The sequence below is a fragment of the Monashia sp. NPDC004114 genome (genome assembly GCF_053603855.1).
The window spans coordinates 72,926-98,230 of the sequence record NZ_JBSGGK010000020.1 but is presented as its reverse complement, the minus strand read 5'-3'; the positions used below and the strand labels follow the sequence as shown (position 1 = coordinate 98,230).

Sequence of the window (25,305 nt, the reverse complement as noted above, 5' to 3'; positions counted from 1 at the left end):
TAACCCTACTGCGCCCGTGCTGACACGCTTCGCGGTGTCAGCACGGCCTCAGTCGGTTTCGTGCCCCCGAGGGATTCGGGAGGAGCGAGGTACGAGCGACGGCTCCTGCCGGCGCACCGACGGGGCGCGGTAGCGCGAGGTCCGCTGCTGCTCAGGGGGTTTCGGGGGCGACCTCGCGCCCGTCGGCTGCCTCGACCGGCCGGTTCTGCTCGATCCACGTGTCGATCTGCTCCCACCACGTGAAGAGCCAGTCGATCCGCTCCTCGCGTCCGGCCGGGATCTCCGCCCGGGGCACCCGCCACCATCGCATCACGATCTGCTTGTCCATCGGCAGCTCACGCCAGACATCGCTGACGGTGTCGAGGTGGTCCAGGCCGGTGTGGGCCACGAGCATGACGTCGGCGTCCGGTGCGGCGTCGAGCGCGGCGAGCACGCCACCGGGCCGGGGAGCGATGACGCTGGTCATCCGCTCAGCACGGTCGGCCATGGAGGCGAGCCCGAGCTTGCGCAACGACGCGATGGCCCTCTCGCGCCGGGCCTGGGTGAAGTTGCCGCCCTCGGGGAAGATGACGAACGCGTCGTTGTCGTCGAGGCTGGATGCCAGCTCGGCGATCTCCGACTCGACCTCGACGCGCGCGTCCTTCGAGCCCGGGTTCGGCGAGATGAAGCGTGCGGGAAGCCGGTGCAGGACAAGCCCGATGCCAGGGTCGAGGGCCATGGTGTTCTTGAGCACGACGCGCGGCTCGCGGCCGTACCACTGCAGCAGGGCATACATCACGGTGAAGGAGTCGCCCGGCCCGGCGTGCCGCGACAGGACCAGCACCGGCCCGGGGGCGCCCTGGTTGGGCGCCTGACCCTCGAGCACGACCTTGAGGTGGAGCACGCGAGAGGCCTCGTGGAACATCACCGCGAGGTAGGCGCGCACGAGCGCGTAGTGAGCCCTGGCGAACCATGGCCGCCGGATCGCCCACCCGAACCCGGAGAAGACCCAGAGGTCGAGCATCACGAGGATCATGATCGCCTCGAGGAAGATGTGCAGCAGCGCGATCCACATGACGCGCAGGGGCCGCAGACGCCCGGGCACCAAAGGCGACAGGGCCGCAGCGAGGACGACGATCAACGGCAGCCCGATGATGGCGAGGGCGGCCAGCGTGAGCATCGCCACGGCCAGGGCCATGCGACGCAGGAAGGCGATCACGCCGGCCCCTCGAGCCGCGAGAGGTATGCCGCCGAGGCCACGTGCGCCTGTTCGATCCGCCGGCGGACGGCACTGAAACTGCGGTACGCGAACAGCGAGTCCTCTTGGGCCTCAGCGGATCCTGTTGGCATCACGTGCATCTCGACCTCCGGGGGGACGGCAGCGAGCTCCCGCAGGTAGCGGTGCCGCCTCGAGATCTCGAACGAGACCCGCGCGACGTCCCAGGGCCGCGTCGGCACCGACAGGGGCTTGTCCACCCGGCCCACCTGCAGCACGAAGATCCGGCCGGCGCCGAGCTCCACCGCGCGCCCGAGCGGGATGGAGTTGACGATGCCGCCATCGAGGAAGTGCTCGTCGCCGACCTTGGCGGGCGGCAGCAGCCCCGGCACGGCGGCTGAAGCGACCACGGCGTCGACGACGCTGCCCGTGGTGAACCAGTGCTCGGTGGCCCGCTCGATGGACGCGGCACAGCACTGGAAAGGCACGACGAGGTCCTCGAAGGTGCGGTCGCCGAGCTCCTCGCGGATCCGGTCGCGCAGGGGCACGGCCGAGTGCAGGTGCGTGCCGGTCCGGAAGGCGCGGGCCGCCTGCCTCATCGGGCTGTCGCCGTAGATCTCCCGACCCTCGGACGCGCTGTGCCACAGCTCGACCAACCGCTCGACGACACCGGGGCCCGGGTCCGCGGCGACGAGCGCGCCGTTGAGCGCCCCGACCGACGTGCCGACCACCAGGTCCGGACGGATGCCCCGCTCGAACAGGGCGCGCAGCATTCCCACCTCGACAGCGCCGAGCAGGCCACCGCCGCCGAGCACGAAGGCGGTCCGTCGCTCCTCCACGTCCTGACGCTACCGCGCTGCGACTGCGACCGTATGCCGCCGTGCCGCTGGGTGCCCCCGTATGCCGTCGCGCCGCCGGGTGCGCCGTATGCCGTCGCACCGCGGAGCCGCGTGCCACGATGGGCCGGTGCTCATCTCGAAGCCGGTCGCCGATGCCATCCGGGCCGGTACGGTCACGCAGGCCTTCCGTCGGTGGGACGTGCCCCGGGTCAAGGTCGGCGCCACCCAGCTCACCCCAGCCGGCCTGGTGCGCTTCGACGCCGTGAGCCAGGTCCGCGACCCGTCGAAGCTGACCGAGCGAGATGCACGCAAGGCCGGGGTGAAGGACCTCGCGACACTGCAGAAGTTCCTCGCGCCGACGACCCGCAAGCCGTCGGCCCGTGGCGGGAAGGGAGGCGACAAGGTCTACCGCGTCCGGCTCAGCTGGGCCGGCGAGGACCCACGAGTCGCCCTGCGCAACAACCTCCCCGACGATGACGAGCTGGCCGACATCGGGGCCCGGCTCGCGCGGCTCGACGCCGCGAAGCCCTCGGGCCCATGGACCCGGCAGATCCTGGAGTGGATCCGTGACAACCCGCACGTCGTGTCCAAGGAGCTGGCGGTCCTCCTCGACCGCGACCTGCTCCCGATGAAGGTGGACATCCGCAAGCTGAAGGCGCACGGCCTGACCATCAGCCACGAGGTCGGCTACGAGCTCTCACCGCGCGGTGCGGCATACCTCGACTGGCTGGACCGCCAGCCCACCGCCTGACTCCAACCCGCTATGCCGTTGCGCCCCAAGGGCGCTCATCGCTGGGTAGTGTCCGTCACCTCACCGACGAGCTCCTCGAGGACGTCCTCGAGGAAGACGACACCCGAGACCTCGGCGTCGGCGTCGATGACGCGTGCGAGGTGGGCTCCGGTCAGCTGCATCGTGGCCAGGACATCCTCGATCTCGTCGTCCTCGCGGACCGTCGCGAGACGGCGGACGCGCTTGGGCGGGATGGGCTGCTCATGGCGGTGGTCGTCGGCATAGAGGATGTCCTTGAGGTGGATGTAGCCGGCGATCTCCCCAGCCGCGTCACGGACGGGGTAGCGCGAGAAGCCTTGTTTCGCAACGAGCCTCTCGATATCGGCCGGGGTTGCTCCCAGCTGGACGGTGGTCAGGGAGTCGACCCCGACGGCCACCTCGCGTGCCCTCTTGTCGGAGAACTCGAGGGTCTTGGCGACCAGCCCGTGCCGCTCCTCCTCGATGAGCCCCTCGCGGCGGGACTCGCCGACGATGTGCGCAACCTCCTCCGCGGTGAACGCCGAGGCGATCTCATCCTTCGGCTCGACCCGGAAGAGGCGCACGATCGCCTTGGCGATCGTCTCCATCGCGTGGACGATCGGTCGCAGGGTCGTGGCGATGACATAGAGCGGCGGGACGAGCACGAGCGCCGCGCGGTCGGGGCCGGCGATGGCGAGGTTCTTCGGGATCATCTCGCCGACGACGACGTGCAGGTAGCTGACGATGAGCAGCGCGACGGCCAGCGCGGCGCCGCGCGCCCACGCCTCCGACAGGCCCCACCCCGCGAAGACGGGCTCGAAGAGATGCTCGAGGGACGCCTCGGCGAGCGCACCCAGCCCGACCGAGCACAGCGTGATGCCGAGCTGCGCGGTCGCGAGCATCGACCCGAGCCGCTCCAGAGCCAGCAGGCACGAGGCCGCCCGCTTGCTCCCGGCGTCGGCGAGCGGCTCGAGCGTGGACCGGCGCACGGCCATCGCGGCGAACTCGGCGCCGACGAAGAAGGCGTTGCCGAACAGGAGCAGGACCGATACGAGGTACACCCACGCGCCGCTCATGCCCGGGACTCCCGTGGCTCGTCGGGCTCGCTGGAGGGCCGTCGCGGCGCCGTCTCGGGATCGGGCACGAAGCGCAGCCGGTCGACCCGGCGGCCCTCCATCCCGAGGACCCGGATGCGCCAGCCCGGCACGCGCACGACGTCGCCGACCACGGGCACCCGCCCGAGGCGGGCCATCACGTAGCCACCCATCGTCTCGTACTCCGGCCCGTCGGGGACGTCGGCGTCGAGCGCGTCGCGCACCTCGTCGGGCCGCCACAGGCCGGGGACGGTCCAGGAGCCGTCGAGCAGCTCGCGACCGCTCTGGCGGGTGCGGTCGTGCTCGTCGGCGACCTCGCCGACGATCTCCTCCACGACGTCCTCCAGGGTCACGATGCCGGAGGTGCCGCCGTACTCGTCGACGACCACGGCCATCTGGAACCCGCCCTCGCGCAGCTGTCGCAGCAGCGGGTCGAGGCGGATCGTCTCCGGGACCACGAGCCGGTCGGACATCAGGGCCGAGACCGGGACGTCCTTGCGGCGCTCGTGCGGCACGGCCATCGCCTTCTTCACGTGGACGACGCCGTCGATGTCGTCCCAGTCCTCACCGAGGACCGGGAAGCGCGAGTGACCGGTGCGGCGCGAAAGGCGCAGCACGTCGTCGGCCGTCTCGTCGCGGTGGATGCCGGTGCAGCGCACTCGCGGCGTCATGACATCGTCGGCCGTGCGCTCGCCGAAACCGAGCGACCGCGTGAGCATCCGGGCCGTGCTGACGTCGAGCGTGCCCGCCTCGGCCGAACGCCGGACCAGGCTCGAGAGCTCCTGTGGCGTCCGAGCCCCGGACAGCTCCTCCTGCGGCTCGATGCCGACCGATCGCAGGAACCAGTTGGCCGAGCCGTTGAGCACGACGATGAGCGGCTTGACCACCACGGCGAAGACCCGGACCGGCAGCGCGACGACCTTGGCCGCGGCGAGCGGCACGGAGATCCCGAGGAACTGCGGCACGAGCTCGCCGAAAACCATCGAGAACACCGTCGCGATCACGAGCGCCAGCGCGCTCGACAGGGCATCGACCGCGGACTGCCCCAGCCCGAGGGAGGCGAGCGGCCCCGACAGCAGGGCACCGATCGACGGCTGGGCCAGGTAGCCGACGACGAGCGTCGTGATCGTGATGCCCACCTGGGCCGCGGACAGCTGCGTCGAGAGCTGCTTGAGCGACTGGAGCACCACTCGCGCCCGTGAGTCGCCCTCGTCGATGGCCCGCTGGACGGTCGGGCGGTCGAGTGCGACGAGCGAGAACTCGGCCGCGACGAAGACCGCCGTGCCGACGGTGAGGATGACGGCACCGAGGACGAGCAGCCACTCGGTCATCGGAGCCGGCACCGCCGGTGGTCGCACAGGTCGCAGTGGGTGGTCATGGTGGGCCCAACTATAGGGAGCAGGACGAGCACCCGCCGGGGTGGACGAGCCCTGTTCGCCGACGGTATGCCGTGTGGTTGAGTTGGCCCCGACAGGGCGCAGTCGGGCAGCCGGCCGAGGGAGGGACCACATGGTGAGCGAGCGACCGGAGTTCACCGGACGGATCGAGGTGCGGGGGCTGACCAAGCGGTTCGGCTCGCTCGTCGCCGTCGACCACCTCGACTTCGACGTGGAGCCGGGCCGGATCACCGGCTTCCTCGGCCCGAACGGTGCCGGCAAGACGACCACCCTGCGGATGCTGCTCGGGCTGATCCACCCGACCGCGGGGACGGGCACGATCGACGGCCACCGCTACGCCGACATCCACAACCCGCTGACCGTCGTCGGCTCGGCCCTCGAGGCGACGAACTTCCACCCCGGCCGCACCGGACGCAACCACCTGCGCGTGCTGGCCTCCGTGGCCGGGATCCCCGACCAGCGCGTCGACGAGCTGCTCGAGCTGGTCGGCATCCCGGCGGCCGCCCGCAAGCGCGCAGGCGGCTACTCGATGGGCATGCGCCAGCGGCTCGGGCTCGCAGCCGCGCTGCTCGGCGACCCGAAGGTCCTCATCCTCGACGAGCCCGCCAACGGGCTAGACCCGGAGGGCATCCGCTGGCTGCGCGGCTTCCTGCGGCACCTGGCCGGCGAGGGCCGCACCCTGCTCATCTCGAGCCACATGCTCTCCGAGGTCGAGCAGACCGTCGACGACGTCGTCATCATCGCCAACGGCAAGCGCGTCGCCCAGGGCACCGTCGAGGAGCTCCGCGGCGACCCCACGGCATACGTCCGCACGTCCGACCCCGACCGCCTCTCCGAGGCACTCCGCCGGCGTGGCCTCCAGGTCACGACGAAGGACCGCGGCCTGCGCGTCACGACGGAGGACCTCGCCGTCGTCGGCGACGTCGCTCACGCCAACGACGTCGCAATCCACGAGCTGCGCACGGAGCAGACGCACCTCGAGGAGCTCTTCTTCAACCTGACCGAGAGCGAGGAGCACCGCAACCGCAACCGCGGCGACCTTGCCGGCCAGCCGCCGACCGGGGCACCTGCGGAGCTCCCGCCACCGAGCGGGCCGCCCCTCGACCCGGCCTTGCTGGCCGACCCGACGACCTCCGGCGACGCCGGGCGTGAGGACGGTGCCCGATGACCCCGGCGATCCGGTCGGAGTTCCGCAAGTTCTTCACGACACGACTCTGGTGGGGGATGGCCATCGCCATCGTCGTCGTCGGCGCCGCCTTCGCCGTGCTCTTCGCGTTCATCTTCACCAGCGACAACGTCCAGGGCGCCGCTGCGGGCGTGGCGCCGCGCACCGACGTGGCGCTCGCCAAGTCGGTCTTCACGAGCGGCATCCAGGTCGGCTACCTGCTGACCCTGGCCATCGGCATCATGACCATCGGCTCCGAGTACCGCCACAAGACCATCAGCGCGACGTTCCTCGGCACGCCACGCCGAGGCCGCGTCATGGGCGCCAAGGTCGTCTCGCTGCTCGTCATCGGCGCCTTCTACGGCGTCCTGTCGCTCGCCGGGGCCGTCGCCGCCGGCACGATCGTGCTCCAGTCCAAGGGTCACCACCCGTTCGCCGACCCGTCGATCTGGCGGACGCTGGCGCTGGCGCTGCTCGCTCTGGGCCTCTGGGGCCTGATCGGCCTGGGCGCCGGCATCCTCATCCCGAACCAGGTCGCCGCGCTGCTCATCGCGGTCGGTGTCGCCTGGATCGTCGAGCCGATCCTCAGCATCGTGCTCACCCTCACCGACGTGGGCGAGAACATCTCGCCCTACCTGCCGAGCCGCGCCACCGGCGCGATGCTCGACACCGCCGCGGGCGGCTTCAACGGCGAGGCGCTCCAGCAGCTGTCCTGGTGGGCGGGTGCGCTCGTTCTCGCCGGCTACGCGGCCTTCATGGCCGGCCTCGGCACGGTCCGCACCATCCGCGCCGACATCTCCTGACCCGCCAGGCCGGGTCGCCCAGCCACAGTCGAGTGAGCGTGATGAACACCTCGTCCCGTCGCCGGCTCGACATCCGGCGGCGTGTCGGGTAAGGGTCCGTTCGGGGCTACGCTTGGGCGCGTATAGGCATCGACGCACCCAAGCCAACGAAAGAGGCGCATTCGCCGTGTCCGATCAGTCCACGTCCGGTGACCCGATGGCAGCATTCGGGCCGAACGAATGGCTCGTCGACGAGCTCTACCAGCGGTTCCTGACCGACAAGCAGTCGGTCGACAAGGCCTGGTGGGGGTTCTTCGAGGACTACGGGAAGGGTGACGCGGACGCGAACGGTGCCACGATGGCCCCGGCCCGCACGCAGACGGCTACCGCGACCCAGACGCCTGGCTCCAACGCTGCTCCCGCCCCGGCGACGACCCCGGCTCCCGGCGGCACCAACGGCTCCCCCGCCCCAACGACGCCCACGACCCCCACGATCCCTCCAGCCCCAGCCGCCACGGCTCCCGCCGCCTCCGCCCCTGCTCCCGCGGCCCCCGCGGCCGCTCCTGCGGCACCTGCCCCGGCCGCCCCGGCACCTGCCCCGACCGCCCCGGCACCTGCCCCTGCTGCCGCCGAGGCGCCCAAGCCGCGCGACATCCCGGCCGTCAAGGAGACCGGACCGGTCAACGACGACATCGTGACGCCGCTGCGCGGCGCGCCCTCGCGCGTCGTGGCCAACATGGAGACCTCGCTGACGGTCCCGACCGCCACCAGCGTCCGTGCGGTCCCCGCCAAGCTGCTCATCGACAACCGCGTCGTCATCAACAACCACCTGGCCCGCTCGCGCGGCGGCAAGGTCAGCTTCACGCACATCATCGGCTACGCCATGGTCAAGGCCCTGGCGATCATGCCGGAGATGAACAACGGCTTCACCGAGCAGGACGGCAAGCCCGCGCTGATCCGGCCGGCGCACGTCAACTTCGGCCTCGCCATCGATCTGCAGAAGGACGACGGCACCCGCACCCTCGTGGTGCCCTCGATCAAGTCGGCCGAGGAGATGGACTTCGTCCACTTCTGGACCGCCTACGAGGACATGGTCAAGAAGGCCCGCACCAACAAGCTCACCGTCGAGGACTTCCAGGGCACGACGATCTCGCTGACCAACCCCGGCGGCATCGGCACCGTCCACTCGGTGCCGCGGCTCATGCGGGGCCAGGGCGCGATCATCGGCGTGGGGGCCCTCGACTACCCCGCCGAGTGGCAGGGCGCGAGCAACGAGACCCTCAACCGCAACGCGGTGAGCAAGATCCTCACGCTCACCTCGACCTACGACCACCGGATCATCCAGGGCGCCCAGAGCGGCGACTTCCTCCGGATCATCCACGAGCTGCTGCTCGGCAAGAACAACTTCTTCGACGAGATCTTCGAGTCGCTGCGCATCCCTTACGAGCCGGTCCGGTGGATCCAGGACATCGACAGCTCGCACGACGACGACATCAACAAGGTCGCGCGCGTCCAGGAGCTCATCCACGCCTACCGGGTGCGCGGCCACCTCATGGCCGACACCGACCCGCTGGAGTACAAGCAGCGCCGGCACCACGACCTCGACGTCACCACGCACGGCCTGACCCTGTGGGACCTCGACCGGACCTTCGCCACGGGCGGGTTCGGCGGCCAGCCGTTCCTCAAGCTCCGCAAGATCCTCGGTATCCTGCGCGACTCGTACTGCCGCACCGTCGGTATCGAGTACATGCACATCCAGGACCCCGAGCAGCGCAAGTGGATCCAGGACAAGGTCGAGAAGCCCTACGAGAAGGCCAACCGCGAGGAGCAGCTGCGCATCATGCGCCGGCTCAACGCGGCCGAGGCCTTCGAGACCTTCCTGCAGACCAAGTTTGTCGGCCAGAAGCGTTTCTCCCTCGAAGGTGGCGAGTCGGTCATCGCGCTGCTCGACCGGATCCTGTGCCGGGCCGCGGGCGAGGGCCTCGACGAGGTCTGCATCGGTATGCCGCACCGCGGGCGCCTCAACGTGCTGGCCAACATCGCCGGCAAGTCCTACGGCCAGATCTTCCGTGAGTTCGAGGGCACCCAGGACCCCAAGTCGGTCCAGGGCTCGGGCGATGTGAAGTACCACCTCGGCACCGAGGGTGAGTTCGTGTCGGAGGACGGCAGCAAGACCAAGGTCTACCTCGCGGCCAACCCGTCGCACCTCGAGGCGGTCAACCCGGTTCTCGAGGGCATCGTCCGGGCCAAGCAGGACCGCCTCAACCTCGCCGGCGAGTCCTTCACCGTGCTCCCGGTCCTCATGCACGGGGACGCCGCGTTCGCCGGGCAGGGTGTGGTCGCCGAGACGCTGAACCTGTCACAGCTGCGTGGCTACCGCACCGGCGGCACGATCCATGTCGTCATCAACAACCAGGTCGGCTTCACCACGTCGCCGAGCTCCTCGCGCTCCTCGGTCTACTCGACGGACGTCGCCCGGATGATCCAGGCGCCGATCTTCCACGTGAACGGCGACGACCCGGAGGCCTGCGTCCGCGTGGCCGAGCTCGCCTACGAGTTCCGCCAGGAGTTCAACAAGGACGTCGTCGTCGACATGGTGTGCTACCGGCGGCGCGGTCACAACGAGGGTGACGACCCCTCGATGACGCAGCCGCTCATGTACAACCTCATCGAGGCCAAGCGCTCGGTCCGCAAGCTCTACACCGAGTCGCTCATCGGCCGCGGGGACATCTCGGTCGAGGACGCCGAGGCGGCGCTGCGGGACTACCAGCAGCAGCTCGAGCGGGTCTTCGTCGAGACGCGCGAGGCCAAGAAGGCCGCCGCGGCTCCCGTCGCGACCACCTACGACCACGAGTCCGACGCTCCCGACAATGCCGGCCTCGAGCGACCGACCGCACAGGTCCAGGACGACAAGGCTCCCGCCACGCGCTCGGCCACGCAGACGGGCGTTCCGGCGAGCGAGCTGGTGCACATCGGCGACACCTTCGCCAGCCCGCCGGAGGGCTTCACGATCCACCCGAAGCTCAAGCAGCTCATGGACCGTCGCGCCCAGATGGTCCGCGAGGGCGGGATCGACTGGCCGATGGCCGAGCTCCTCGCGTTCGGCACCCTCCTCAAGGAGGGCACCCCCGTCCGGCTGGCCGGTCAGGACAGCCGCCGCGGCACGTTCGTCCAGCGCCACGCGGTGCTCATCGACAAGAACAACGCCGAGGAATGGACCCCGTTGCTGTACCTCGGTGAGGGCCAGGCGCGGTTCTGGGTCTACGACTCGCTCCTGTCCGAGTACGCCGCGATGGGCTTCGAGTACGGCTACTCCGTCGAGCGCCCGGACGCCCTCGTGCTGTGGGAGGCCCAGTTCGGTGACTTCGCCAACGGTGCCCAGACGATCGTCGACGAGTTCATCAGCAGCTCCGAGCAGAAGTGGGGCCAGCGCAGCTCGGTCGTGCTCCTGCTCCCCCACGGCTTCGAGGGCCAGGGTCCCGACCACAGCTCGGCGCGTATCGAGCGCTACCTGCAGCTGTGCGCGGAGAACAACATGACCGTCGCCTACCCTTCGACCGCGGCGAGCTACTTCCACCTGCTGCGCCGGCAGGCCATCCAGCGGCCGCGCACGCCGCTGATCGTCTTCACCCCGAAGTCGATGCTGCGCAGCAAGGCCGCCGCCAGCGACGTCGAGGCGTTCACGCAGGGCGGCTTCCGTCCGGTCCTGCCCGACCACGAGGGCGTGACGACCAACGTCGACCGCGTCATCCTCGCCTCGGGCAAGGTCGTGCACGAGCTCGACGCCGAGCGCGAGAAGCGCGGCGACACCTCGACGGCGATCATCCGCGTGGAGCAGCTGTACCCGATCCCGGAGCAGGAGATCCGCGACGCGGTGGCGAAGTACCCCGGCGCCGAGCTCGTCTGGGTCCAGGACGAGCCGCGCAACCAGGGTGCGTGGCCGCTCATGGCCCAGTGGCTGCACGAGGACCTGTGCGAGATGGGCGAGACCCGGCCGTGGCGCGTCCTGGCCCGCAAGGCGTCGGCGTCGCCGGCGACCGGGTCCTCCAAGAAGCACGCGGCAGAGCAGGCCGAGCTCATGGAGCGCGCCTTCACGCGCTGACCGCCGAACACCGCTCGAGGGCCCTGTCACGCTGCGTGGCGGGGCCCTCGCGCTGCCTGACGGCCCGCCTCCGCAGCCCGGCCCGGCGCACGCGGTAACCTCCCCACGTGTACTTCACCGACCGGGGAATCGAGGAGCTCGCAGCCCGTCGCGGCGAGGAAGAGGTCACCCTCGAGTGGCTTGCCGAGCAGCTGCGCACCTTCGTCGACCTCAACCCGGAGTTCGAGGTGCCGGTCGAGCGCTTCGCTACGTGGCTCGCCCGGCTGGACGACGACGAGGACTGAGCACGTGAACAACGGCACCGACAGCGCTGACCGCCCCCGACCGCCCTACGGCGTCGGCCCGGCATATCCCTCGTCCCACACGCAGTTCACCGACGACGCGACGCGGTATGCCGCAGCGCCTCCCCCCGAGGTGAGCTCGGACTCGGTCGAGGAGCCCTACTTCGCCCCCTCGACGGAGTTCACCGTCGCGGACGGGGTGCGCGACGTGGGCATGGTCTTCATCGGCGCGTCCATGACCGCCGGCTACGGTGACCCCAAGGGCCTGGGCTGGGTCGGTCGCGTCGTGGCCCGCACCCAGCACCCCGACCTCGACCTGACGGCATACAACCTCGGGGTGCGGGGCAACACCTCCGGTGACATCGTCACCCGCTGGGGAGCCGAGTGCTACCCGCGCTGGAAGGGCCGCTCGGAGCGCCGCCTCGTCGTCTCCGTGGGGATGAACGACGTCGTGTCCGGGATGACGATGGCTCGCTCGCGGCTCAACCTGGCGAACGTCCTCGACGAGGCGACCAACGCCGGCATCGGGGTGTTCGTCGTCGGCCTCACCCCGACCCTCGACGACGACCTCAACCGGCGGGTCGCCGCGCTGGCCGAGGCCCAGGCCGACGTGTGCGCCCGGCGGGGCATCACCTACGTCGACTGCTTCCGGCCGCTGGCCACGCACGACCAGTGGATGGCGGACCTCGCGGCAAGCCCAGACCGCGCCCACCCCGGGCAGGCCGGCTACGGCCTGATCGCCTGGCTCGTGCTGCACAACGGCTGGAACGACTGGCTGGCGCTCAGCTGACGTCCCGCACGTGCCGCTCCCCTGCGTCGGTCAGGCGACCGGTCGGTCGACGCGGCGTCCGGGGGCCGCCACGGCCGCGACGATCGTCGCCACGGCAACCACCGCTATCGGCAGCGCCAGGTCCGTGCGGCCGGCGTCGTGCAGGGACCACGCGACCGGGACCAGGAGCGCGTTGAGCAGGATCGTCGGCGTCCGGGGCCAGGTCGCACCGCGCCACCACCCGAAGGCCAGCGCAGCGAAGCCGGCGGCGAAGCACACGATGAGGACCCCGAGCGTCGAGGCGGTGACCACGCTCTCGCTCGCACCCAAGACGATCTCGACGACGAAGAAGACCGCGAAGCCGAGCAGCACGAGCGCTTCGACGAGCGTGAGCGCTGCCGCGGTGCGCTGGGCGCCGCGCAACGGCGGGCGGGAGGGCGTGGGATCCGTCACGTCTGAAGCGTAGCGAGCGGCCACCCGCGCACCTGCGTGGCGGGTACGACCGTCCGTGGGGGTGGGTATGGGCGAGATGCGCGCCGGTTGACTTCCGCTGGGGTCTGGAACTGGGAGCCGACTGCCGATAAGATCACTCCTTGGTGTGACCTTCGGCGAGACCGTTGAATACCCACGTGGATCCTGGTCACACTGGTTCATGGCCACGACGCGTACGGAACATTTTCGTGCGCGTTTCCGTTGGTTCAGGGGGCAATCCCCTCATGAGCGACATCAACCATGACCTGGCTCCGACAATGACGATGGCGCCGAGACAGCACCACTGCCCGCACAGGCCTGTGGTGCCGAACACTACTTGACTGAAGGAGCACGACCCACATGGATTGGCGCGACCGCGCTGCCTGCCTGGAAGCCGACCCGGAGCTGTTCTTCCCCATCGGGAACACCGGACCGGCCATCCTGCAGATCGAGGAAGCCAAGGCAGTGTGCCGGACCTGCCCCGTCATCGACACGTGCCTCAAGTGGGCGCTGGAGACCGGCCAGGATGCCGGCGTCTGGGGTGGCCTGTCCGAGGACGAGCGCCGCGCGCTCAAGCGCCGCAACGCGCGAGCGCGCCGAGCCGGCTGAGCCTGCCCACGACCCGAACGCGGCCCGGTGACCACGGTCACCGGGCTTTTGGCATTCAGGCCCTGCTCAGCCGAGGGGACGCAGACTCGCGGTGAAACGTGCACGCGTCCCGCGCGGCACCACCGGCTCCCAGCTGATCCGGCCCTGAAGGTCGGCGACGAGCGACTGCACGATCTGGGTGCCCAGGCCCGACCCCGGCCGGCGCGCAGGGTCGATCCCCTTGCCGTCGTCCTCGATCGACACGACGACCATGGGCTGGCCCCGCTCGTCGGCCAGCCGCTCCACCGAGATCCTCACCTGGCCGCCGGTGTCGCCGAGGCCATGCTCGATGGCGTTCTGCACGAGCTCGCTCATGATCATGGCCAGGGCCGTCGCGTCCTCCGCGCGCAGCCTCCCGAACGAGCCCTGCGTCACGGTCTGCACGGGGGCGCCGTTCGCGGCGACCTCGACCACCGCGCCGAGCCCGCGCTGGGCGATCGCGTCGAAGTCGACCGTCTCGTCGAAACCCTGGCTCAGCTGGTCGTGGACCATGGCGATGGTGCCGACCCGCCGCTCCGCCTCCTCCAGGGCGACCCTCGCCTCCCCGTCCGGGACCCGGCGGGCCTGGAGCCGCAGCAGGGCCGCAACCGATTGGAGGTTGTTCTTGACGCGGTGGTGGATCTCGCGGATCGTCGCGTCCTTGGTCATCAGCTCGCGCTCTCGCCGCCGCAGCTCGCCGACGTCGCGCATGAGCACGATCGCACCGAAACGCTGACCCGCCTCGGTCAGCGGGATCGCCCGCATGGACACGGTCGTCCCGCCTGCGACGACCTCGGTGCGCCACGGCTGGCGCCCGGTCACCACGAGGGGTAGACCCTCGTCGACGGGGTACGACTCGCGGACGTTGTCGGTGACGATCTGGGCCAGGCTCGCGCCGACGACCTCGCCGAGGTGGCCGAGGCGGTGCAGCGCCGAGACGGCGTTCGGGCTGGCGTACGTGACGATGCCGTCGACATCGAGGCGGACCACACCGTCGCCCACCCGCGGGGCGCCGCGGCGCAGCCCGGTGGGTGCCGTGCTGTGCGGGAACTCTCCGCCCGTGACCATGCGGCACAGCGCGTCTGCCGTCGCGAGGTAGGTGAGCTCGAGGCGGCTCGGCGTCCGTGTGGTCCAGAGGTTCGTATGCCGCGTCATCACCGCCACGACGTGACCCTCACGCACGACCGGGATGTACTCCTCGCGGACGGACTGGTCCGGCCCGTGCTCGTGCGGCACGACGACCTGGCGCACCCGAAGGATTCGCTGCTCGGCAGCGGCCTCGTCGAGCAGGTCCCGCGTCCGCCCCGGTTCGGCGACCCGCCCGACCTGGTCCTCGACGAACACCAGCTGCCCGGTTGTCGGACGCACGTGCGCCACCGCCTCCCAGCGGTCGCTGATCGACCGGACCCAGAGGACGAGGTCCGCGAAGGACAGGTCGGCCACGAGCTGCCAGTCACCGACGAGCAGGTGCAACCACTCGACGTCGTGGACCGGCAGGTCGGTCCGGCCGCGCAGGAGCTCGCTCAGGGTTGCCACGGGACGAGCCTATTGCGCGCGGATGGCCACCTCAGGACCGGTCCGAGACGCATCACGCCGGCCCTACACCCCGGTGCTCGGCCCTGTCAGGCTGACCACTCGACGTGGGACTCGCCACGTCGAGTGGTCAGCCTGATACGGCTCAGCCGCGTGCGCTCGTGGCGGCCTTGCGGGCCGACTGCTTGGTCGTCTTGACGGCATTCGCCGTCGACTTCGCCGTGGACTTCGCGGTCGACTTCGCAGTCGACGTGGCAGTGGACTTGGCGGTGGACTTGGCGGTCGACTTCGCCGTGGGCTTTGCGCGGGACGTCGTCGACTCGGTCGCAGTCCTGGTGGCAGTCCTGGTGGCCGCCTTCGCCGCTGACTTCGCCGGCGGCGCGTTCCGCTTCGAGGCCCCGGTGGCGGTCTTGGCCGCCCGCTGGGCCGTCGCTCCCGCGCGTGTGGCCGCGGAGATCGAGGCGGCGGCGGCCCGGCTCGCCGAGCGGCCGGCCGCCTTCGCGTCGTTCACCGCCGCGGCCGCCGCGGGTGCAGCTGCCCGGGACCGCTTGCTGGCCGCCGCCCCGGCCGCTGCCACCTTGCGCGGCGCCACCTTCGAGGCCGTCTTCGAGGTCGCCTTCGAGGTCGCCTTCGCAGGTGTGCGCCCCGGAGCGCCGTCGGGGCTCGCCGCTGCCGGCCCGGCCGCCTCGGCCAGGGCGGCGGGCAGCTCCACTGCGGTGGGCGGTGCCGACGACGCGGGCCTCGTCACGGTGCGCAGGGTGCGCAGGGCGACGGACAGCGCGGCGATGCCGGCGTGGCTCATCCGCTCAATGCCACCCAGGGCGGCGCGGGCCCGGCTCAGCGCGTCGGCGTTGAGCTCGGCCCACTCGGCGAGCCGCTCCGGCGCGTCGTGGCGGGCGTGGCTGACCTCGAGCACGGACCTGGTCAGACTCTCGAGCACGGCATAGAGGTCGTCTCGAAGGGCACCGCGCGCGAGGGCATCCCACCGGTCCTCGCGAGGCAGCGCCGTGACACGCGTGAGCATCGCGTCGATCGAGAACGTCTCGGACGTCAGGTAGTACACGCCGACGACGTCGTCGAGCCGCTCGCCGGTGTCCTCGGCGATCTCGACGCAGTCGAGCAGCGAGTAGCAGTCGAGCAGCGACGCAGCAGTGAGAGCGAGGTCCTCGGGAACTCCCTTGCCCTGCAAGTCCTTTGCGCGACGCATGAGGCGCGCACGCTCACTGCCCTGGAGCAGCTCGGGGATCCGGCCGGCATACCGCTCGATGCCAGGACGGAACCGCGCGACCTCCGCCGCGATGTCGAGCGTCGCGGGCCGCGACGTGAGGAACCAGCGGACGGCACGGTCGAGAAGACGGCGGAACTCGAGGTAGACCGCGGTCTGGGCACCGGTGCTGACGACGTTGTCCGTGGCCTCGACGCGGCGCACGAAGCTGGCCAGGTCGAAGATCTCACGGCACACCACGTAGGCGCGCGCCACCTGCTCCGGCGTCGCGCCCGTCTCCTCGACCGCACGGAACGCGAAGGTGATGCCACCGCGGTTGACCATCGAGTTCGCCACCGCGTTGGTGATGATCTCGCGGCGCAGCGGGTGGGCCGCGATCTGCTCGGCGTACTTGCCACGTAGCGCCTTCGGGAAGTACTCCGAGAGCGTCGCCGCGAACCACGGGTCGTCCGGCAGCGACGTCGCGATCAGCTTCCCCTTGAGGTACAGCTTCGCGTAGGCCACCAGCACCGAGAACTCCGGCGACGACAGCCCCAGGCCGTCCTTCTGGCGGCGGGAGATCTCGGCGTCGCTCGGCAGGAACTCCAGCCCCCGGTCGAGGTCGCCGTGCTCCTCGAGGAACTGGATCAGCCGCTCGTGCACGGTGAGCATCTGGTGCTGCTGGGCCCGCGCGTTGCCGAGCAGGACGTTCTGCTCGTAGTTGTCGCGCAGCACCTGGTCGGCGACGTCGTCCGTCATCGACGCGAGCAGGGTGTTGCGCCGCTTCATCGTCAGCTCGCCCGAGCGGGTCAGCTCGGTCAGGGTGATCTTGATGTTGACCTCGTGGTCGGAGGTGTCGACGCCCGCGCTGTTGTCGATCGCATCCGTGTTGACGCGGACGCCGGCCAGGGCCGCCTCGATGCGCCCGAGCTGGCTCGCCCCGAGGTTGCCGCCCTCGCCGACGACCTTGCAGCGCAGCTCGCCTCCGTTGACGCGGATCGCGTCGTTGGCCCGGTCACCGATCTCGGAGTTCGTCTCGGAGGCGGCCTTGATGTAGGTGCCGATGCCGCCGTTCCAGAACAGGTCGACGGGTGCGAGCAGGATCGCCTTCATCAGCTCGGCCGGGGTCAGGCTCTTGGTGTTGGAGCGCAGGCCGAGCGCGGTGATCATCTCGGGCGTCACCGGCACCGACTTGGCCGAGCGGGGGAAGACGCCGCCACCCGTGCTGACCAGCGCGGTGTCGTAGTCGGCCCACGACGAGCCCGGCAGGTCGAACAGCCGGCGGCGCTCGGCATACGAGCTGGCCGCATCGGGGGTGGGGTCCACGAAGATGTGGCGGTGGTCGAAGGCGGCCACGAGCCGGATGTGCTCCGACAGGAGCATGCCGTTGCCGAAGACGTCGCCGCTCATGTCGCCGACGCCGACGACGGTGAAGTCCTCGGTCTGCGTGTCGACGCCGAGCTCGCGGAAGTGCCGCTTGACCGACTCCCACGCGCCGCGGGCGGTGATGCCCATCGCCTTGTGGTCATAGCCAGCCGACCCACCGGAGGCGAAGGCGTCGTCGAGCCAGAAGCCGTAGTCCGACGAGATGCCGTTGGCGATGTCGGAGAACTTCGCGGTGCCCTTGTCTGCCGCGACGACGAGGTAGGTGTCGTGCTCGTCGTGACGCACGACACGGTGCGGCGGGACCGCCGTCCCCGACACGCGGTTGTCCGTCAGGTCGAGCAGGCCCGAGATGAAGACCTTGTAGGACGCGATGCCCTCGTCCATCCAGGCGGCACGGTCGACCGCCGGGTCGGGCAGCTGCTTGGCATAGAACCCGCCCTTGCTGCCGGTCGGCACGATGACGGCGTTCTTGACCATCTGTGCCTTGACCAACCCGAGGATCTCGGTGCGGAAGTCCTCCCGGCGGTCGGACCAGCGCAGACCGCCGCGAGCGACCTTGCCGAACCGCAGGTGCACGCCCTCGACGCGGGGGCTGTAGACCCAGATCTCGAACATCGGCCGCGGCGCGGGGAGGTCAGGGACCTTCTTCGGGTTGAGCTTGAGCGAGACGTAGGACTTGTCGAGGCCACGCTCGTCGGGCTGGTAGAAGTTCGTGCGGAGGCTCGCCTGGATGACGCCGAGCAGCGCGCGCACGATGCGGTCGTGGTCGAGGCTGGCGACGTCGTCGAGGGCCTCGCGGATCCGGGTGACGATCGCCTTCTCGCGCGAGGCGCGCTTGTCGGAGCCTGCATCGGTGTCGGGGAAGGCGTCGGGGTCAAAGCGCGTCTCGAAGAGCTCGACGAGGCTGCGCGCGAGGCCGGTGTGGGCCACGAGGGCCGACTCGACGTAGTCCTGCGAGAACGTCGACCCGGTCTGGCGGAGGTACTTCGCGACCGTGCGCAGGATGACGACCTGTCGCCAGGTCAAGCCGGCCCCGAGGACGAGGGCGTTGAAGCCGTCGGACTCCGCCCGGCCGTCCCACACGGCGCGGAAGGCGTCCTCGAAACGCTGGCGGATGTCCGCCTCCGCGGCTGCGCGACCCCACGCGTCAGCATCCGCACGCAGTCCGAAGTCGAAGATGTGCAGGACCCGACCGTCTGCGCCGGGCACCTCGTACGGGCGCTCGTCCGTCACCTCGACGCCGAGGTGGGTGAACAGCGGCAGCACCTGGGTCAGCGACAGGTCGGCGCGCCGGTAGAGCTTGAACCGCCGCTCTTGCGCGCTCTCGCAGGTCGGGTCGTCATAGAGGTGCAACGCCGTCGTGCGGTCACCGTCGCCGATGGCGTCGATGCGGTCGAGGTCGTCGACCGCGGTCTCGACGTCGAAGTCCTCCTTGTACGCCTCCGGAAGCGCCTTGGCGTATGCCGCCATGGTGCGGGCGGCGCCCTCGGCGCCGCGCGCCTGCTCCAGCGCCTCGGACAGGTCCTCGTCCCAGGTCCGCGTCGCGTCGATGACTCGCTGCTCGAGGGCCTCCTCGTCGACCTCCGGGATGTCCACGCCGGCCGGCATACGGACCACGAAGTGCAGGCGGGCGAGGATGGACTCGCTGACGCGCGTGGTGTTGTCGATGTTCGCGCCGCCGAACGTGTCGAGCAGGATCGACTCGATGCGCAGCCGAACCGTGGTGTTGTAACGGTCACGCGGAAGGTAGACGAGGCACGACACGAAGCGGCCGAACTCGTCGCGGCGCAGGAACAGCTTGGTCTTGCGGCGCTCCTGCAGGTGCAGCACGCTCGTGGCGATGTCGGCCAGCTGCGCCGGGCTCGTCTGGAACAGCTCGTCGCGGGGGTAGGTCTCGAGGATCTGCAGGATGTCCTTGCCCGAGTGGCTGTCCGAGCTGAGACCCGTGCGTCGCAGCACCTCCTCGGCGCGGACGTCGAGCAGGGGGATGTCGTGGATCGTGTCGTTGTAGGCCGCCGAGGCGTAGAGGCCGAGGAAGCGCTGCTCGCCGATGCACTCGCCGCGGGCGTTGAACTTCTTGACCGAGATGTAGTCGAGGTAGACGTCACGGTGGACGGTCGCGCGCGAGTTGGCCTTGGTGATGATGAGGATCGTCGAGTCGCGAGCGGCCCGGCTCGCGGCCGGGGTCAGCACGACGCCCTTGGCTGCCTGCGGCCGGTCGTAGCGCAGCAGGCCCAGGCCCGTGCCGGGAACCTGCCGCGAGAGGTCGTGACCCTTCTCACTCGTCAGGGAGTACTCGCGGTAGCCGAGGAAGGTGAAGTTGTTGTGGGCGAGCCACTCGAGGAAGCGAGCCGCCTCGCGGGCCTGCCGCGGGTCGGTGCCGGGGGGCGTGGCCGCCTTGAGCTCGCTGGCGATCGTCAAGGCGTGGGCGCGCATCTTCGGCCAGTCCTCGACCGAGTCGCGCACGTTGTCGAGGACATGGGCCAGGCGGGCCTCGACGTCGGCGAGCGCCTCGGACGGCAGCCGGTCGATCTCGAGGTGCATCCAGGACTCGTTGACGAGGCCGAGCGAGCCGTTGTCGACGGTGGTGGAGCCGTCGGTCACGACCGTCTTGAGCTCGCCGGTGATGCTGCGCGACACGGTCATCTGCGGATGGACGATGAGGTGCACCCCGCGGTCGAAGCCGCCGAGGGCCGCGACGACAGAGTCGACGAGGAAGGGCATGTCGTCGACGACGATCTGCACGACGGTGTGGCCGGTCGACCAGCCTTCGTCGTCGGCGGTCGGGTTGAAGGCACGGACGTTGTGGGTGCCGATGGGTCGCTGTTGCGCGAACTCCTTGTGCTGCAAGGCGATCGTCGCCAGCTCACGAGCGGGTCGGGCGAGGAGGTCCTCGGTGGCCACGAGCCGGTAGTAGGCGAGCAGGAACTGCTCCAGCTCCTCCGTCGCCCGGTCGGGGGCGCCTCCACCTCCGCGGTGGGCGGGTGCGACGGCCGCTGCAGCAGCCTTCAGGACGTCGATTCGAGACTGTTCGAGTGACGTTGACATGCGGTTGTAAGTTTCCTCACCGTGTAGCCCGTGCCGGCACGTCGTTGTGCCGCGCATCTCACCATGTGAGCCTATCGCCGTTCCGGGGGTGCCCCGAACCACCTGAGGGGCACCGGTGGAGAACTCCCAGGAGCCGCGCGGAACTTCCCTAGAGTTGACTCATGACCGGTGGGAGGCGGGCGGCAGCGCCGTGGTGGACGGGATGACGCCTGCCCGCCCGGCGCCCGGCGTGTCCGGCTCCGCAGGCCGCGGTGACCTCGCCACCCAGCGTTCCCTCGCGGCAACGCGGGCGGCCGCGAGGGACCAGGCCGACGAGCTGCTCGTCCACGTGCCCGTGCTCGGTGACCGCGCGGTCCAGCGCCTGCTCGACAGCTGGGTCGAGCAGGCTGCCGACACGCTGCGGGCGATCTCCGAGGCTGCCGAGGAGCGGCTGCTCGACGCCGGTCCGGCGCAGGCAGGCCACCGGGCCGCTGCGCCGGGGACCCCACCTCGAGGAGCGCGGAGATGAGCTCGCCGGCCGGGGACCCGGCCTCCACCTCCGCCCTCGGGGGCGCCCTGCGCACCCAGGCCGCCCATCTCGCCACGCTGGTGGACGACCTCGGGCGACCGGCCGCAGCCGCCGAGCGTGCCGGCCTCGCCGACCCCACCGCCCATGAGCGCGACCTGCTCACCCGCGCGGCGACCGAGCTCGACCGGGTCGGCGGGCTGCTCCAGTCCTGGACGACGACCGAGGTCGAGACCGCGGCTCGGGTGCGCGCCCTCGAGCCCGACCTCGACCGGTGGGACCTGCTGGTCGACGGCCACCTGGTCCTCGACCGGCCGGGGCCGAGCCGCGTGGACCCCGACCGGAGGCTGGCCGAGCGGGAGCGTCTCCAGGAGCTGCTCAACCGGGCGACGGCCGCCCGCTCGCGCGAGCTCGCCCGGCTGGCGCGGGAGCTGGAGCGGTCCACCGCGACGCTGGCGACGGTGTCCAGCCGCGCGCGCTCGGGACGCTGACCGCGCCGACACCCACCGGCATACCAGGCCCGACGGCATAGCGGGCCGGACGGCATACCCGCCCGGGCGACATCGTGCCCGGGCGGCCTACGCGTGCCATAGCGTGTCCGCCATGAGGATCTCCGAGACGATCACGTATGCCGCCGCGCCCGACGCGGTGTACGCCATGGTCACCGACCCCGACTTCCAGGTGCGCAAGTGCGTCGACGCCGGAGCCCAGGAGCACGAGTCGGCAGTGAGCCCGGCCGGCGCCGGCGCTCGCGTCGTGACCAGGCGCGACCTGCCCGCCGACGGGCTGCCGGACTTCGCCAGGTCGATCATCGGCTCCACCCTCAGGGTCACGGAGACGTACGAGTGGGGGGCCGTGCAGGACGGCGGGACCCGGTCGGGCACCCTCGTCGTGGAGGTGCAGGGCGCGCCCGTGGCACTGCGCTCGGCCGTCCGGCTCGCGGCGCAGGGCGCCGGCACCACGATCAGCATCGACGGCGACCTCAAGGCCTCGATCCCGCTGCTCGGCGGCAAGGTCGAGCGAGCCGCGGCGCCGGCCGTGGTGCACGCGATCCGACAGGAGCAGGAGACCGGCGAGCGCTGGCTCGCCGAGCGTGCCTGACGCCCCGCGACCGCCCCAGGCCGCGCCCCAGTGAAATGACCACTCGACCGGGGCTGCCCCCGGTCGAGTGGTCCTTCCATGCCTGTCAGCGGCCCGCCTCAGCCCATGTGGGGATAGGCGTGGCTGGTCGGCGGCACGAACGTCTCCTTGATCGAGCGGACACTGGTCCACCGGAGCAGGTTCTGAGCGGCGCCGGCCTTGTCGTTGGTGCCGCTGGCGCGGCCGCCGCCGAACGGCTGCTGGCCCACGACGGCGCCGGTCGGCTTGTCGTTGATGTAGAAGTTGCCGGCCGCGAAGCGCAGGCGGCTGGTCGCGTCGGCGATGGCTCGGCGGTCCTGGGCGATGATCGAGCCGGTCAGGCCGTAGGGCGCGAACCGCTCCATCTGGTCGACCACCTGGTCGTAGTCGCCGTCCGGGAAGACGTGCACGGACAGGATCGGCCCGAAGTACTCGGTGCGGAACGACTCGTCAGCGGCGTCCTTGATCTCCAGGACCGTCGGCCGGACGAACCATCCCACCGAGTCGTCGTAGGAACCGCCCGCGATGACGTCGATGCCCGCCTCGGCGTGGGCCCGGTCGATGGCGTCCCGGTGCTTGGAGAAGGCCCGCTCGTCGATGACCGCACCCATGAAGTTGTGCAGGTCGGTCACATCGCCCTGGGGCAGGGAGTTGGTGATGTCCACGAGATCGGACTTGATCCGGTCCCACACGGAGGCCGGGACATAGGCGCGCGAGGCGGCCGAGCACTTCTGGCCCTGGAACTCGAAGGCGCCGCGGATCATCGCCGTGCGCAGCACGTCCGCATCGGCGCTCGGGTGCGCGACGATGAAGTCCTTGCCACCGGTCTCGCCGACGAGGCGTGGGTAGGTGCGGTACCGCTCGAGGTTCGCACCGACCTCGGCCCACAAGTGCTTGAACGTGGGGGTCGAGCCGGTGAAGTGGATGCCGGCCAGGTCCTCGTCGTGCAGGGCCACCTTGCTGACGTCGAGGCCGTCGCCGGTGACCATGTTGATCACGCCCGGCGGCATACCGGCCTCCTCGAGCAGCTGCATCGTCAGTGACGCGGCGAACTGCTGGGTCGGGCTCGGCTTCCACACCACGGTGTTGCCCATGAGCGCGGGAGCGGTCGGCAGGTTGCCGGCGATGGCCGTGAAGTTGAAGGGCGTGATCGCGTAGACGAAGCCCTCGAGCGAGCGGTAGTCCGACCGGTTCCAGATGCCCCTGGCGTTCAGGGGCGGCTGCTGCTCGAGGATCTGCCGGGCGAAGTGGACGTTGATCCGCCAGAAGTCGATCAGCTCGCACGCGCTGTCGATCTCGGCCTGGTATGCCGTCTTGCTCTGTCCCAGCATCGTCGCGGCGTTGAGGCGCGCCCGCCACGGGCCAGCGAGCAGCTCGGCAGCCTTGAGCAGGATGGCGGCACGGTCGTCGAACGACAGCTCACGCCACATCGGCGCGGCGGCCTTGGCGGCGCTGACGGCCGCCTCCGCATCGGCAACGGTGGCGTTGCGCATCGTGCCCAGGACCTTGGCGTGCGCGTGCGGCTGTCGCACCTGGATCTGCGCTCCGGCGCCGGTGACCCACTCCCCGTCGATGGAGTGGGGCAGGTCGACCTGGGTGCTGCCCAGCTCGGCGAGCGCGACCTCGAGCGCAGCGCGCTCGGGCGATCCCGGCGCGTAGTCGAGCACCGGCTCGTTCGCCGGCGCGGGCACATGGGTCACTGCGTCCATCAAAGGTCTCCTGCTGTTGCACGGTGGTGCGCCCAAAGGGCGATGGGGTGGCCGCCTTGTGAGCGACCACCCCATCGTTCCACGTCTCGGGCAGCGCCCGTCAGCGCAGGATCGTGATGCCCCACGGGTAGCGGTAGGACTGTCCACGGTTCGCGGCGAGAGCGGCCTTGATGTGGAAGACCAGTGCCGCGACGATCGCCACGATCCAGACGATGACCGCGACCGGGATCAGCAGGACGGTGAAGAACATCAGCCAGCCGACGATGATCGCGGCCCAGATCGCGAGGTTGAAGTTGAAGGCGCCCGCCGCGGCCTGCCGCACGAACTGGCTCTTGTCCTTGTAGAACACCCAGATGAGCAGGGGGCCCACGAAGCTGAGCCAGCCGGCGGAGATGACGGCGGCGATGATGGCGGCTAGGTGCCCGAGGACCGCCCACGTGCGCTCTTCACCCGTGGTTGCCTGGAGCCCCTGACCGTACGGGTTGGGGATCGGTTGTGTCATGGCTCCATCGTCACCCACGCAGGCCCTCCCGCGCTGCTGGGGTGTGCCCTGACTGGACCCTGACTCGTCCCTGACCCCGTCAGGCGGAGCACTCCACCGCGTCGTGCACCTCGAGCGAGCACATCGCACTGGCGGAGTCCTCGATCCCGAGGGCCGCGAGCAGCGTCCGGGCCAGCTCGTGGTGGCCCTGAGCGCCGGGGTGGAACGCGTCATCGAGCCACCCGTCCGGCGCGACCTCGCCAGGCTGGACCGCGGCAGCCCAGTGCGCGGCGTGGTCGACGACCAGCACGCCGAGGTCCGAACCCACCTGGCGGACGGCGTCGCCATAGAGCGTGATGAGCTCGGGCCGGCGGTCGCCCTCGGAGAGCACCGGGGGCGGCGTCTGCAGGACCACCGTCGCCCCCACGTCGCGGGACCGCTGGACGATCTGGTCGAGGCGGAAGCGGAAGCCGCGGACGCCGTGCTCGCCGGCGAGGATGTCGTTGGTGCCGAACATCACGAACACCACGTCAGGGGCGAACCGCCCTGCGCGCCAGTGGAACTCGGGCAGGAGGTCCTCGGTGGTGGTGCCCGCGACGCCGGAGTTGACGACAGCGTCTCCGCGCCGGCCGAGCTCGCCCCGGACGCGCTCGGCGAAGTGCTCGACGTAGCTGCGCCACCCGTGGGTGTGGGTCACGCCCTGGGTGATGCTGTCGCCGAGGAACACCCAGGTGACGGGGGGACCCGTGAGGATCTCCTTGAGCCGGTCACTGTCGCGGCGGGCGTACTCGTCAGGGGTGAAGTCCATCCGCGCAAGGTAACAAGCGATCCACGGGTGGCGACTCCCCCG

The 25,305-nt window shown here is 70.6% G+C and carries 20 protein-coding genes; 10 read left to right on the top strand and 10 right to left on the bottom strand.

What is annotated here, in order from left to right; translation table 11 throughout:
- Positions 1–151: 151 nt before the first annotated feature.
- On the bottom strand, positions 152–1,198 hold the full coding sequence (locus tag ACWEOW_RS21160) for a 1-acyl-sn-glycerol-3-phosphate acyltransferase (protein ID WP_452271220.1): 1,047 nt from the start codon (positions 1,196–1,198) through the stop codon (positions 152–154).
- Positions 1,195–2,034 (bottom strand): patatin-like phospholipase family protein, encoded by an 840-nt coding sequence (locus tag ACWEOW_RS21155; RefSeq protein WP_452271219.1) that lies wholly within the window; start codon positions 2,032–2,034, stop codon positions 1,195–1,197. The genes ACWEOW_RS21160 and ACWEOW_RS21155 overlap by 4 nt, the downstream gene beginning before the upstream one ends.
- Positions 2,035–2,161: 127 nt before the next feature.
- Between ACWEOW_RS21155 and ACWEOW_RS21150 the strand changes: the two genes are divergently transcribed.
- Positions 2,162–2,785, top strand: coding sequence for an ASCH domain-containing protein (locus ACWEOW_RS21150; RefSeq protein WP_452271218.1), 624 nt, complete (start codon positions 2,162–2,164; stop codon positions 2,783–2,785).
- A gap of 35 nt (positions 2,786–2,820) precedes the next feature.
- Here ACWEOW_RS21150 and ACWEOW_RS21145 read toward each other — a convergent pair whose 3' ends face one another.
- Positions 2,821–3,858: a hemolysin family protein gene (locus ACWEOW_RS21145; protein ID WP_452271217.1), complete on the bottom strand. Its 1,038-nt coding sequence runs from the start codon at positions 3,856–3,858 to the stop codon at positions 2,821–2,823.
- A complete protein-coding gene (locus ACWEOW_RS21140; RefSeq protein WP_452271216.1) occupies positions 3,855–5,207 on the bottom strand; it encodes a hemolysin family protein in 1,353 nt (450 codons plus the stop codon). Before ACWEOW_RS21140 ends, ACWEOW_RS21145 begins: the two co-directional genes overlap by 4 nt.
- A gap of 178 nt (positions 5,208–5,385) precedes the next feature.
- Between ACWEOW_RS21140 and ACWEOW_RS21135 the strand changes: the two genes are divergently transcribed.
- The 5 genes from ACWEOW_RS21135 (at position 5,386) to ACWEOW_RS21115 (ending at position 12,393) form a co-directional block, all read left to right on the top strand.
- Positions 5,386–6,441: an ABC transporter ATP-binding protein gene (locus ACWEOW_RS21135; RefSeq protein ID WP_452271215.1), complete on the top strand. Its 1,056-nt coding sequence runs from the start codon at positions 5,386–5,388 to the stop codon at positions 6,439–6,441.
- On the top strand, positions 6,438–7,241 hold the full coding sequence (locus ACWEOW_RS21130; RefSeq protein ID WP_452271214.1) for an ABC transporter permease subunit: 804 nt from the start codon (positions 6,438–6,440) through the stop codon (positions 7,239–7,241). Before ACWEOW_RS21135 ends, ACWEOW_RS21130 begins: the two co-directional genes overlap by 4 nt.
- Positions 7,242–7,407: 166 nt before the next feature.
- Entirely contained in the window at positions 7,408–11,322 is a 3,915-nt protein-coding gene (locus tag ACWEOW_RS21125; protein WP_452271213.1) for a multifunctional oxoglutarate decarboxylase/oxoglutarate dehydrogenase thiamine pyrophosphate-binding subunit/dihydrolipoyllysine-residue succinyltransferase subunit, read from the top strand.
- 107 nt (positions 11,323–11,429) lie between these two features.
- Positions 11,430–11,606, top strand: coding sequence for a DUF6104 family protein (locus ACWEOW_RS21120; RefSeq protein WP_452271212.1), 177 nt, complete (start codon positions 11,430–11,432; stop codon positions 11,604–11,606).
- 4 nt (positions 11,607–11,610) lie between these two features.
- Complete coding sequence (locus ACWEOW_RS21115; RefSeq protein ID WP_452271211.1) at positions 11,611–12,393, top strand: GDSL-type esterase/lipase family protein; 783 nt, start codon at positions 11,611–11,613, stop codon at positions 12,391–12,393.
- Positions 12,394–12,423: 30 nt separating this feature from the next.
- Here ACWEOW_RS21115 and ACWEOW_RS21110 read toward each other — a convergent pair whose 3' ends face one another.
- A complete protein-coding gene (locus ACWEOW_RS21110; protein WP_452271210.1) occupies positions 12,424–12,825 on the bottom strand; it encodes a hypothetical protein in 402 nt (133 codons plus the stop codon).
- 378 nt (positions 12,826–13,203) lie between these two features.
- Here ACWEOW_RS21110 and ACWEOW_RS21105 point away from each other — a divergent pair, with 378 nt between their 5' ends.
- Positions 13,204–13,452, top strand: coding sequence for a WhiB family transcriptional regulator (locus tag ACWEOW_RS21105; protein ID WP_030194844.1), 249 nt, complete (start codon positions 13,204–13,206; stop codon positions 13,450–13,452).
- A 66-nt stretch (positions 13,453–13,518) separates the two neighbouring features.
- Here ACWEOW_RS21105 and ACWEOW_RS21100 read toward each other — a convergent pair whose 3' ends face one another.
- The gene (locus ACWEOW_RS21100) at positions 13,519–15,006 is read right to left on the bottom strand and encodes a sensor histidine kinase (RefSeq protein WP_452271209.1); all 1,488 of its coding nucleotides are present in this window, start codon (positions 15,004–15,006) and stop codon (positions 13,519–13,521) included.
- A 142-nt stretch (positions 15,007–15,148) separates the two neighbouring features.
- Positions 15,149–20,641, bottom strand: a complete 5,493-nt coding sequence (locus ACWEOW_RS21095) for an NAD-glutamate dehydrogenase domain-containing protein (protein ID WP_452271208.1) — start codon at positions 20,639–20,641, stop codon at positions 15,149–15,151.
- Between the two features lie 202 nt (positions 20,642–20,843).
- Between ACWEOW_RS21095 and ACWEOW_RS21090 the strand changes: the two genes are divergently transcribed.
- From ACWEOW_RS21090 to ACWEOW_RS21080, 3 genes are all read left to right on the top strand, one after another.
- A complete protein-coding gene (locus ACWEOW_RS21090) occupies positions 20,844–21,149 on the top strand; it encodes a hypothetical protein (protein WP_452271207.1) in 306 nt (101 codons plus the stop codon).
- Positions 21,146–21,637 (top strand): hypothetical protein, encoded by a 492-nt coding sequence (locus ACWEOW_RS21085; RefSeq protein WP_452271206.1) that lies wholly within the window; start codon positions 21,146–21,148, stop codon positions 21,635–21,637. The genes ACWEOW_RS21090 and ACWEOW_RS21085 overlap by 4 nt, the downstream gene beginning before the upstream one ends.
- A 112-nt stretch (positions 21,638–21,749) precedes the next feature.
- Positions 21,750–22,247 carry a DUF2505 domain-containing protein gene (locus tag ACWEOW_RS21080; protein WP_452271205.1) on the top strand — a complete coding sequence of 166 codons (498 nt, stop codon included), beginning with the start codon at positions 21,750–21,752 and terminating at the stop codon, positions 22,245–22,247.
- A 98-nt stretch (positions 22,248–22,345) separates the two neighbouring features.
- Here ACWEOW_RS21080 and pruA read toward each other — a convergent pair whose 3' ends face one another.
- The 3 genes from pruA to ACWEOW_RS21065 form a co-directional block, all read right to left on the bottom strand.
- The gene (gene pruA, locus ACWEOW_RS21075) at positions 22,346–23,974 is read right to left on the bottom strand and encodes an L-glutamate gamma-semialdehyde dehydrogenase (RefSeq protein WP_452271204.1); all 1,629 of its coding nucleotides are present in this window, start codon (positions 23,972–23,974) and stop codon (positions 22,346–22,348) included.
- Positions 23,975–24,074: 100 nt separating this feature from the next.
- Entirely contained in the window at positions 24,075–24,476 is a 402-nt protein-coding gene (locus tag ACWEOW_RS21070) for a DUF4870 domain-containing protein (protein WP_452271203.1), read from the bottom strand.
- Between the two features lie 79 nt (positions 24,477–24,555).
- Positions 24,556–25,263, bottom strand: coding sequence for an SGNH/GDSL hydrolase family protein (locus ACWEOW_RS21065; RefSeq protein WP_452271202.1), 708 nt, complete (start codon positions 25,261–25,263; stop codon positions 24,556–24,558).
- Positions 25,264–25,305 lie beyond the last annotated feature (42 nt).

Excerpts from the sequence above, each read along its gene's own strand:
- ACWEOW_RS21085 (WP_452271206.1), top strand. The coding sequence starts at position 21,146 with ATGAGCTCGCCGGCCGGGGACCCGGCCTCCACCTCCGCCCTCGGGGGC.
- ACWEOW_RS21095 (WP_452271208.1), bottom strand. The coding sequence starts at position 20,641 with ATGTCAACGTCACTCGAACAGTCTCGAATCGACGTCCTGAAGGCTGCT.
- ACWEOW_RS21130 (WP_452271214.1), top strand. The coding sequence starts at position 6,438 with ATGACCCCGGCGATCCGGTCGGAGTTCCGCAAGTTCTTCACGACACGA.
- ACWEOW_RS21090 (WP_452271207.1), top strand. The coding sequence starts at position 20,844 with ATGACGCCTGCCCGCCCGGCGCCCGGCGTGTCCGGCTCCGCAGGCCGC.
- ACWEOW_RS21065 (WP_452271202.1), bottom strand. The coding sequence starts at position 25,263 with ATGGACTTCACCCCTGACGAGTACGCCCGCCGCGACAGTGACCGGCTC.
- ACWEOW_RS21135 (WP_452271215.1), top strand. The coding sequence starts at position 5,386 with ATGGTGAGCGAGCGACCGGAGTTCACCGGACGGATCGAGGTGCGGGGG.
- ACWEOW_RS21105 (WP_030194844.1), top strand. The coding sequence starts at position 13,204 with ATGGATTGGCGCGACCGCGCTGCCTGCCTGGAAGCCGACCCGGAGCTG.
- ACWEOW_RS21140 (WP_452271216.1), bottom strand. The coding sequence starts at position 5,207 with ATGACCGAGTGGCTGCTCGTCCTCGGTGCCGTCATCCTCACCGTCGGC.
- ACWEOW_RS21070 (WP_452271203.1), bottom strand. The coding sequence starts at position 24,476 with ATGACACAACCGATCCCCAACCCGTACGGTCAGGGGCTCCAGGCAACC.
- ACWEOW_RS21080 (WP_452271205.1), top strand. The coding sequence starts at position 21,750 with ATGAGGATCTCCGAGACGATCACGTATGCCGCCGCGCCCGACGCGGTG.
- ACWEOW_RS21145 (WP_452271217.1), bottom strand. The coding sequence starts at position 3,858 with ATGAGCGGCGCGTGGGTGTACCTCGTATCGGTCCTGCTCCTGTTCGGC.
- pruA (WP_452271204.1), bottom strand. The coding sequence starts at position 23,974 with ATGGACGCAGTGACCCATGTGCCCGCGCCGGCGAACGAGCCGGTGCTC.